Origin of the sequence: Paenibacillus sp. Marseille-Q4541, from assembly GCF_018310695.1 — a bacterium.
Taxonomy (GTDB): Bacteria; Bacillota; Bacilli; order Paenibacillales; family Paenibacillaceae; genus Paenibacillus.
This window is the reverse complement of sequence record NZ_JAGXCY010000031.1, coordinates 44,138-53,170: the sequence shown is the minus strand read 5'-3', so window position 1 is coordinate 53,170 and position 9,033 is coordinate 44,138. Positions and strand designations below refer to the sequence as shown.

9 protein-coding genes are annotated in these 9,033 nt (G+C 44.2%); all 9 read left to right on the top strand.

Annotated elements, in window-relative coordinates; translation table 11 throughout:
* Positions 1-156 precede the first annotated feature (156 nt).
* The 9 genes from spoIID (at position 157) to KFT32_RS21960 (ending at position 8,817) form a co-directional block, all read left to right on the top strand.
* Complete coding sequence (spoIID, locus tag KFT32_RS22000) at positions 157-1,662, top strand: stage II sporulation protein D (protein WP_249436054.1); 1,506 nt, start codon at positions 157-159, stop codon at positions 1,660-1,662.
* 85 nt (positions 1,663-1,747) lie between these two features.
* Positions 1,748-2,482 carry a M23 family metallopeptidase gene (locus KFT32_RS21995; RefSeq protein ID WP_211749619.1) on the top strand — a complete coding sequence of 245 codons (735 nt, stop codon included), beginning with the start codon at positions 1,748-1,750 and terminating at the stop codon, positions 2,480-2,482.
* A gap of 206 nt (positions 2,483-2,688) precedes the next feature.
* On the top strand, positions 2,689-2,976 hold the full coding sequence (spoIIID, locus tag KFT32_RS21990) for a sporulation transcriptional regulator SpoIIID (protein ID WP_211749618.1): 288 nt from the start codon (positions 2,689-2,691) through the stop codon (positions 2,974-2,976).
* A 219-nt stretch (positions 2,977-3,195) separates the two neighbouring features.
* Positions 3,196-4,194, top strand: a complete 999-nt coding sequence (mreB, locus tag KFT32_RS21985; protein ID WP_211749617.1) for a rod shape-determining protein — start codon at positions 3,196-3,198, stop codon at positions 4,192-4,194.
* A gap of 85 nt (positions 4,195-4,279) precedes the next feature.
* Positions 4,280-5,164: a flagellar hook-basal body protein gene (locus KFT32_RS21980; protein WP_211749616.1), complete on the top strand. Its 885-nt coding sequence runs from the start codon at positions 4,280-4,282 to the stop codon at positions 5,162-5,164.
* Between the two features lie 35 nt (positions 5,165-5,199).
* The gene (locus tag KFT32_RS21975) at positions 5,200-6,039 is read left to right on the top strand and encodes a flagellar hook-basal body protein (RefSeq protein WP_211749615.1); all 840 of its coding nucleotides are present in this window, start codon (positions 5,200-5,202) and stop codon (positions 6,037-6,039) included.
* Between the two features lie 9 nt (positions 6,040-6,048).
* Complete coding sequence (locus KFT32_RS21970; RefSeq protein ID WP_211749622.1) at positions 6,049-6,249, top strand: DNA-directed RNA polymerase subunit beta; 201 nt, start codon at positions 6,049-6,051, stop codon at positions 6,247-6,249.
* Positions 6,250-6,573: 324 nt separating this feature from the next.
* Positions 6,574-7,005 (top strand): 3-hydroxyacyl-ACP dehydratase FabZ, encoded by a 432-nt coding sequence (gene fabZ / locus KFT32_RS21965; RefSeq protein WP_211749614.1) that lies wholly within the window; start codon positions 6,574-6,576, stop codon positions 7,003-7,005.
* Between the two features lie 102 nt (positions 7,006-7,107).
* The gene (locus KFT32_RS21960) at positions 7,108-8,817 is read left to right on the top strand and encodes a phospho-sugar mutase (RefSeq protein ID WP_211749613.1); all 1,710 of its coding nucleotides are present in this window, start codon (positions 7,108-7,110) and stop codon (positions 8,815-8,817) included.
* The last annotated feature ends 216 nt before the right edge of the window (positions 8,818-9,033 follow it).

The window sequence follows — 9,033 nt, the reverse complement described above, 5'->3', positions numbered from 1 at the left end:
CTATTATAGTGTGGTCTTAAGACTAGCCTTCCTCTCATTTATATTCTCTTAATTTAGTTCTATCAGATGTTGGAACTCCATATGTATGACGTATAGTGTTTCTCTGTTATACCGAGCTAGAGTGAGGAAGAAATAAGATGTTGGGAGGAAATATAGATGAAAGCGACACGAGGTTCTTCAGAATTAAAGGAAGAGCTTAAGAATAGAAGATTCCGTATGAAGCGGGAAAAGGTTGTTACTGTCCCATGGCAGAAGTTAGCTCAGAAAGCATACAGTCAGGGCGATGTTTTAATAGAGCGAGATGAACAAGGAATCATAAGAGTAACGAACTCAAAACAAACAACTGCCGCCATAGTGGAAGGGAGTTCGATACCGAGTCAGGTGAGCAAGGAGAGAGAAAGACCTCTGTTGGAACACAGCCCAACAGTTCCAGCTGTAGGACCTGCTGTGCCTCCCGCAGGGCACAGCAAATCAGCGCATGCCTCTGAGATGCATGCGCCTACGGGCGGCGCTTATAAAGCCGCCCGCTCCTGGCGCCGCGGCACGGTAACGCGGCGCCCCCGGCGGCCTGGCCCAGCCGCCGCCCTCGCGGGACTAGCCATTGCGGCACTGCTGATCCCAGCAGTGCTTGCCTGGCCCCGCGAGGAAGCACCGCCCAGTAGTACGCCGGCGGTGCAAGGGCAGGTGCCCCCTATTGCGCAGAAACCTGGCGCAGAGGCACCTGCCCCTGTCCCTGACACCACACCAGCACCAAAGCCGGCAGTGGTGTATCCCGAGCCCGAGGTGCGCGTCTATCTGACGAAGACGGGCACCATCGATACGGTGACGATGGAACAATACGTCACCGGGGTTGTTGCGGCCGAGATGCCTTCCGACTTCGGCCTAGAAGCACTCAAGGCGCAAGCCATTGCAGCGCGCACTTTCGTGACCAAGCGGATGGACGCAGATGATCGCAGCGGTATACCGGTAGAGGGAGCAGACGTGAATGATACGGTTGAGCATCAGGTGTATCTTCCCTATAACAGTCTCGCTGAATCTTTTAAGGAAGCAGGGAAAGAAAAAGAATGGGCCAAGCTCGAACAAGCCGTTCGGGAAAGTAAGGATACGATTATGACGTATAAAGGAGAACCGATTACGGCATCCTTTTTTTCCACCAGTAATGGATATACGGAGAACTCGGAAGATGTATGGCAGCAAGCAGTACCTTACTTGCGTAGTGTAGAAAGTCCATGGGATGCTGAAATTGCTCCGGGATATCAAGAGAGCGTTACAATGTCCCGGGTAGATTTTCTAAATAAATTGAATGTAACGTCGGACGCGATCCCGGTATCTACGATAGGACAAACGGCGAAGCCCTTCATTCAAATCCTTTCCAAAACAGCCGGAAATCGGATTAAGGAGATTCAGGTTGGTAAGAAAGTTTTTACTGGAATAGAGATTAGACAAAAACTAGGTTTGCGATCTAGCGAATTTACCTGGACAACAAGCGGTGATAATATTACGATTACGACTCATGGATATGGGCATGGAGTAGGTATGAGTCAGTGGGGGGCGAATGGTATGGCCCAAGAGGGTTATACTGCGACTCAGATACTAAAACACTACTATAATGGAATCGCGTTTGGTCAAGCTTCCAAGCTACTATACAAAGATAAATCGTAATCTTCGAAAAAACTTTCAAAATATTTTAATAGTGCGAGTATAAAAGAGTTGCACCCGGTAACACTTGTTACTGAGGTGATAGAAAATGAATGAACAAAACAAAAATCAAAACGAAGAAAATGCTCCAAAAACAAGTAGTGGAGCACCTGTATCACAATCTTCTTCCTGGAAAAAGCTGTTGTCCAAACGGTGGGTATACCCGGCAGCTTACATTGCCGCAGCAGCTATTATACTAACTTTAGTGTGGGTCTACCAGGACGCTAGCATGCAATCTGCTGTGAAAGAATCTACTGAAAAAGTTTCTAATTCAGGAGAGGCTGTTCCTACCACTGGAGTTTTGGAAGAAGAACCAGTTACGAAAGAAGTAGAAGGTACGTCTGAAAATCTAGCATGGCCGGTAGCTACTGCAACCGATGTGAATGTGGTGAAACCATTTTATGACTCTGCCGCTACGACAGATGAAAAAGCACTTGCTTTACTAGAGTATGATCAAACTTTTATCGCAAATGCCGGAATTGATTTGGCAAGAGCTGATGATCAAACCTTTGAAGTCAAAGCAGCGCTGAGTGGTAAGGTTACACGTGTAGAGCAACATCCGCTGAATGGTATGGTTGTTGAGATTACTCATGACAATGACCTGAAAACGGTATATCAAAGTGTCGCTGATGTAAAAGTGAAACAGAACGATGAAGTAAAACAAGGTGACACCATTGCCATCTCAGGCAAGAGTGAACTTGGCAAGGATCTTGGAAACCACGTACACTTTGAAGTATACGAGGCAGGTAAACCTGTAAATCCAGAACAATTCCTTAAAAAATAAAAATAAATAAGCAAGAAGAAAAAACAGTGGGACATGCCTGCTGTTTTTTTTATTTCTATAGAAGGAATTTGTTTTGGGACAAACCTGTGGATAATAAAACTAAAAATAATTGATCACCTCAAAGCTTGTCACCCCGTGAAACCGTGAATATCTAGGCATGCCCCTCATATAATGTACCAAACTATCCACAGTAGGGAGGCGGGAGCGTGCACGATTACATTAAAGAACGGACCATAAAAATCGGACGCTGTATCGTTGAGACGAGGAATACGGTCCGTACCATCGCCAAGGAATTTGGCGTTTCTAAGAGCACGGTGCATAAGGATTTGACCGAACGACTGCCGGAAATTAACCCTGATCTTGCGGACCAGGTGAAACACATTCTTGAGTATCATAAATCCATTCGCCATTTAAGGGGAGGCGAGGCCACCAAAATCAAATATAAGAAAACAAGTGGCAAAAAACGAGAGGTGCTCGCTTCCGGTAAATCTTAATGTCCCTAAAGTTTATGTAGGCCAAAGAGCATACAAATACATTGAACACCTCCCCTGAAGTATGATATGTTAAAAGATGGTATAAGCGTAAGTACATGACTTCTTATCTACTTCATCGACAGAATATGTAGCTAATTGTGGGCAAATATATGAAATACATAGATAAGAAATAAGCGATAACATATATGACTAAAAATATCTCTTTGGGGGCTCTTTTATATGCTAAGCAAGGATATCGGTATTGATCTTGGTACGGCCAACGTGCTCATTCATGTGAAAGGGAGGGGCGTTGTTCTCGACGAGCCTTCGGTAGTTGCGATTGAAAGTGGATCTAAGAAAATTGTTGCTGTGGGAGAGGATGCGCGCCGAATGGTGGGCAGAACACCCGGCAATATTGTTGCTATCAGGCCATTGCGGGATGGCGTCATCGCTGATTTTGATATTACGGAAACAATGCTTAAATATTTTATTAACCGGGTTGGCGGCAAAAGTTGGTACAGCCGTCCCCGTATTTTAATTTGTGCTCCTACGAATATCACATCCGTTGAGCAGAAAGCGATTCGTGAAGCAGCAGAACGAAGTGGTGCTAAAGAGGTATTTCTTGAAGAAGAACCAAAGGCAGCTGCTATAGGAGCTGGAATGAACATTTATGAACCTAGCGGGAATATGGTCGTGGATATTGGCGGTGGAACAACAGATGTTGCCGTATTATCTATGGGTGAGATCGTTACGGCATCTTCTATTAAAATGGCAGGGGATAAGTTTGACGAAGCGATTTTGAAATATATCAAAAATAAGTACAAGCTGCTTATCGGAGAACGGACTTCAGAACATATTAAAGTATCGATCGGAACGGTGCGTCCAGGAGGAGAACAGGCAGAGCTGGATATTCGAGGACGTGATATGGTGAGCGGATTACCCAAGACGGTTACCGTTACTTCAAATGAAGTGCAGGAGGCTCTCTCAGATCCGATTTCTTCTATAGTAGCTTCTGCTAAGTTTGTTCTGGAGCAAACACCACCGGAATTGTCAGCAGATATTATTGACAGGGGTGTAATTTTAACTGGCGGAGGCGCACTACTGAAAGGATTGGACGAGTTGTTATCGGAAGAATTGCGGGTACCCGTGCTAGTAGCCGATGATCCTATGCATTGTGTTGTCAAGGGAACGGGACTGATGCTCAATCATTTAGATCGTTCCCTTAAGAAAAAGTTCTAAGGCACCGATAAAGATAATAAGTGCAATGACTAGGAGCTTTTTTTACATAGAGCCAAACAATTAGCAAGTGAGGGAGGGACCTGGGGTGATTCGAGGTCTTTATACGGCAGCAGCCGGAATGGTTGCCCAGCAGCGTAGACATGATACAGTAACACAAAACATTGCTAACTTGAATACAACGGGTTACAAGCAGGTGGAGAGTGTAGTTCGTTCCTTTCCCGAAATGCTGCTCAGCCGAAGTGGAGATGCATCTGCTTCAGGCAACACGATCATCGGTCGATTGAATACAGGAGTATTTGCCGAAGAGAGTATGTTCTCGAATGTTCAAGGAGACCTTACTGCTTCCGAAAAAGCAACGGATTTTGCTCTATATTCGGATTTAAATGTAGAAGACCCTAATACGGGCGAGTTCATTTCTTTTGATGCTTCAGGTAAATATATTAGCGATAATGGTGAAGTAATTTATAAGCCGCAAGCTTTTTTTACAGTACAAGATAACGAAGGAAATGTAAGATATACAAGGGACGGCAGCTTTCAGGTGGATGCACAGGGTAGGCTGCTTAGTTCAACTGGTTTTGAGGTATTGTCAGATAATGGAGAGCCAATTCGGTTGACAGGACCTTTGAATCAATTTAAAGTGGACGAGCAAGGACGACTTGTGGATCCTCTTACAGGAAATAACACAGGCGTAAATCTCGGGATTACCGTCGTAGATAACCCTTATCAGTTAGTTAGAGAGGGCAATGGAAATTATGTACTGGATGAGGCAAGTACCGGGTTAGCGCGAGCGCTTGGTGCAGAGGATCGAGTTCAGGTAAAGCAGGGTTTCCTGGAACGATCTACGGTAGATCCAGCTCAGTCTATGGTTGATTTGACTGCAGCACTTAGAGCATATGAAGCAAATCAGAAAGTAATTCAATTTTACGATAAAAGCTTGGAAAAGGCAGTTAACGAGATCGGACGTGTCTAGAGACATCACATATTTTTTGAAGTTTGGGGGATTGTATGAATAATTCAATGATCAGTGCTCTCGTATCCATGACGAGCATGCAGCAGCGCCTTGATGTCATTGCAAATAACGTTGCCAATGTAGATACAGTTGGATATAAGAGCAAACAAGCTTCGTTTGAAGATGTACTTACCGGTGTTCAGCAGCAAGGTTCAACATTGTCTCGGGAAGGCAGAGCAACACCGCTCGGGTATAATATGGGCTTTGGTGTGCAGATGACATCGGTAACTCAGAATATGGCACAAGGTGAACTCAACGAAACAGGGAGTCCTACAGATCTTGCTATTGAAGGTAATGCTTTATTTGCTGTAGAAGTGGATGGTCAGAAAGCTTGGACAAGAGCAGGTAATTTTCATTTTGTCCCTGATGAATCGGTTCAGGATCCGAATGCTGCACCTCGAATGAGACTTGTAACGACTGAAGGTTATTCTGTTCTTGGAAGGAATGGGCAGCCCATTACTACTCCGGCAAATGCGACAGCTGTTGCATTTGATGCGAATGGTAATGTGTTAGTGCGTCTTGGCGATTCTCCTGATGCAACGGTTGCTGGGCAGCTTCAACTGGTAGAACCTATTCGTCCTGAAGGGCTCGCAGCAAGCTCTAATAATTTGTTTAGTCTGGTGTCGGGAGCTACCGAGGATCTCGTTTTTGGACAAAATGCTGCGACTACGGTGCCTGAGGCAACGATACGAGCGGGATATCTGGAAACATCCAATGTGGATTTAACTAGTGAAATGACGAAAATGCTTGAGGTACAGCGCACTTACCAGCTGGCTGCTCGTGCACTGAGTTCAAGTGATACAATGATGAATCTTGCGAATAATATGAGGGCTTAGGTGAACGTTATGACTCAAGAAGAAAAAGTAGAGAAGAAGAAGGGATCTTCAGCAAAGATCCTCCGCCGGCTTCTGATTCCACTGCTTTTGTTGGTTGCTTTAATCGGAGGAATGCTAATAGGTTATGTTGTAGTGGGGGGACAGGATATTGGGTCTGCCCTCGATTATCGAACTTGGAAGCATATATTTGATCTTGTTTTTGCACCTTAATGCAAAGGCACGCAATTCATACTCCTGATGGATTTGGAAATGGAACTCCTGCGAAGCAGGAGTTTTCTTTTTGTTCCCGAAAAATGTATAATGATGGGGGACTTTGCGGCCAGATCAGTTTGTCATCATGGTTAACGCATTTTAGACTGCAGTATTATCGCAATTACAAAAGGGCTGATTCCCTTAGACCGTCAGTACGAACTGTGCGGCACAAAGGAACAAGCCCCTTATCTCAACCTTCACTACTGCAGATGATGAAGGATATAATTAGTTTTGACAAAGAATTGTATTATTATGCATCGTAAGGAAGGGGTTTTAAAGTATATGTTAGATATTAATCAAATTCAGGAAATTATTCCGCACAGGCCTCCTTTTTTGTTGGTCGATAAAATTGTAGAGATTGAGGAAGGTAAGCGGGCAGTAGGCATCAAGAATGTAACGATAAATGAGCCCTTTTTCACAGGCCATTTTCCTGGGTACCCGGTAATGCCGGGGGTATTGATCACCGAAGCATTGGCTCAGGTTGGTGCAGTTGCTATTCTCAAAGTAGAGAGTAACCGAGGTAAAATTGGTTTCCTCGCTGGTCTTGATAATTTCCGTTTTCGTGGACAAGTTGTACCAGGAGATACACTTCAATTGGAAGTTGAGATCACTCGTCTGAAAGGTTCCATTGGTAAAGGTAAAGCAACCGCTCGTGTAGGAGACAAGGTTGTAGCAGAAGGCGAAATTATGTTTGCCTTGTCTGATCCGCAATAGGAGAAAGTCTGCTGTTTTTTGTACTGATCTATTTACTTACAATCATGAAATAACCACATAGAGAACCATAATTACATATGGGCAAAGGAGAATGGTGAAGACATGTTAAGTGAAACTGCTGAACGCGCTTTGGCGCAGTGGCTAGGTGATCCCTCAATTGACGATGAAACCAAACGGGAGTTAGAGCAGCTATCTGGAGATTCGAAGGAAATAGAGGATCGGTTTTACCGGGAGCTTGAATTCGGTACTGGAGGTCTTCGAGGAGTTATCGGAGCAGGTAGCAATCGTATCAACCGTTATACTGTAGGGAAAGCAACACAAGGTTTTGCACGTTATATTAAGGAAGGGCATAGCGGAGAAGGCAGACCTTCTGTCGTTATTGCCCATGATTCTCGTCATTTTTCTCCGGAGTTTGCACTTGAAGCGGCTCTAGTACTTGCTGCTAATGGAATTGTTGCTAAACTGTTTACGGCACTGCGTCCGACACCTCAGTTGTCTTTTAGTGTTCGTCATTTACAGGCAACAGGCGGCATCGTAATTACGGCAAGTCATAACCCGCCAGAGTATAATGGATATAAGGTATACAATGCTTCTGGGGGCCAACTTGTACCGGATGAAGCAGAGCGAGTTATTCAGTACATTCAGGATGTTACTTCTCTTACAGAAGTAAAGAAACTGACACAGGCTGAGGCGGAAGCTGAGGGACTTTTGGTATGGCTTGGTGATGCGGAAGATGAAGCATTCATTGAAACGGTTGCTTCGGAAAGCATCAATCGGGATCGTATCGCGGCTGAGTATAGCAAAGATTTCAACATCGTCTTTACTCCTTTGCATGGAACAGGAAATTTTCCAGTGACAAAGGTGTTGGAACGAATCGGATTCAATCATCTTCATATCGTTCCTGAACAAGCTGAGCCAGATGCGAATTTTTCTACTGTAAAATCACCTAACCCGGAAGAACGTGAAGCCTTCACTCTTGCCATGAAGCTGGGAGAAGAAGTGAATGCAGATATTCTTATTGGAACAGATCCAGATGCAGACCGTATGGGTGCGGTTGTGAAAGATAAAGAAGGCAAATATTTTGTGCTCTCAGGGAACCAATCGGGTGCCATTATGACTCACTACCTTCTTGGGCAGCTAAAAGAGCGCGGTCAGCTCCCAAGTAATAGTGCAGTAGTAAAAACAATTGTAACAAGTGAGATGGGTGCCGTTATTGCGAAGCATTATGGAGCGGAAGTGTTTAATACACTGACTGGTTTTAAATATATCGGTGAGAAAATGGATGCTTTTGAATCGACAGGCAGTCATACCTATCTTTTTGGATATGAAGAAAGCTACGGTTATCTTGCAGGTAATTATGCAAGGGATAAAGATGCAGTCCTCGCTGCTATGTTAATATGTGAAGCGGCTGCTTACTATAAAAGTTTAGGTAAAACACTCTATGATGTACTTCAAGAACTGTATGAGCAGTTTGGTTATTTCCTAGAGAACTTACAATCTCGTACACTGAAGGGTAAAGACGGTGTAGCACAAATTCAAGCAATTATGACAGACTGGCGTACTTCTGTTCCACAGGAGATTGCAGGCATCAAGATTCAAGAAGTTCTGGATTATTCTACTGGAATTGATGATTTGCCTAAAGAGAATGTACTCAAATTCATTCTTGAAGACGGCTCTTGGTTCTGCTTACGTCCTTCAGGCACGGAACCGAAAATCAAAGTTTACTTTGCTGTTCAGGGTAAAGATAATGAAGATGCTCATGCACGCATCCAGCGTTTGGTAGATGTAGTCATGGCTCGTGTAGATGGCTAGGTAATTATTTATTGATTTCTTTTCATGTTTAATGATGGTGTAAGTTCAGAAGCTTTAATTTGATGTCAGGAGCCTTTCCGCACCGTTTCGGGTTGTTTGGCGGAAAGGCTTTTGTGTTGGAATGATGTAAAAGGTATAGATGGGTGCTAAGTTGCTAAATATTTGAGTGCTGGGCATGATATGGTTGGAAAGGTATTAACTTTAGGAGGTACACAT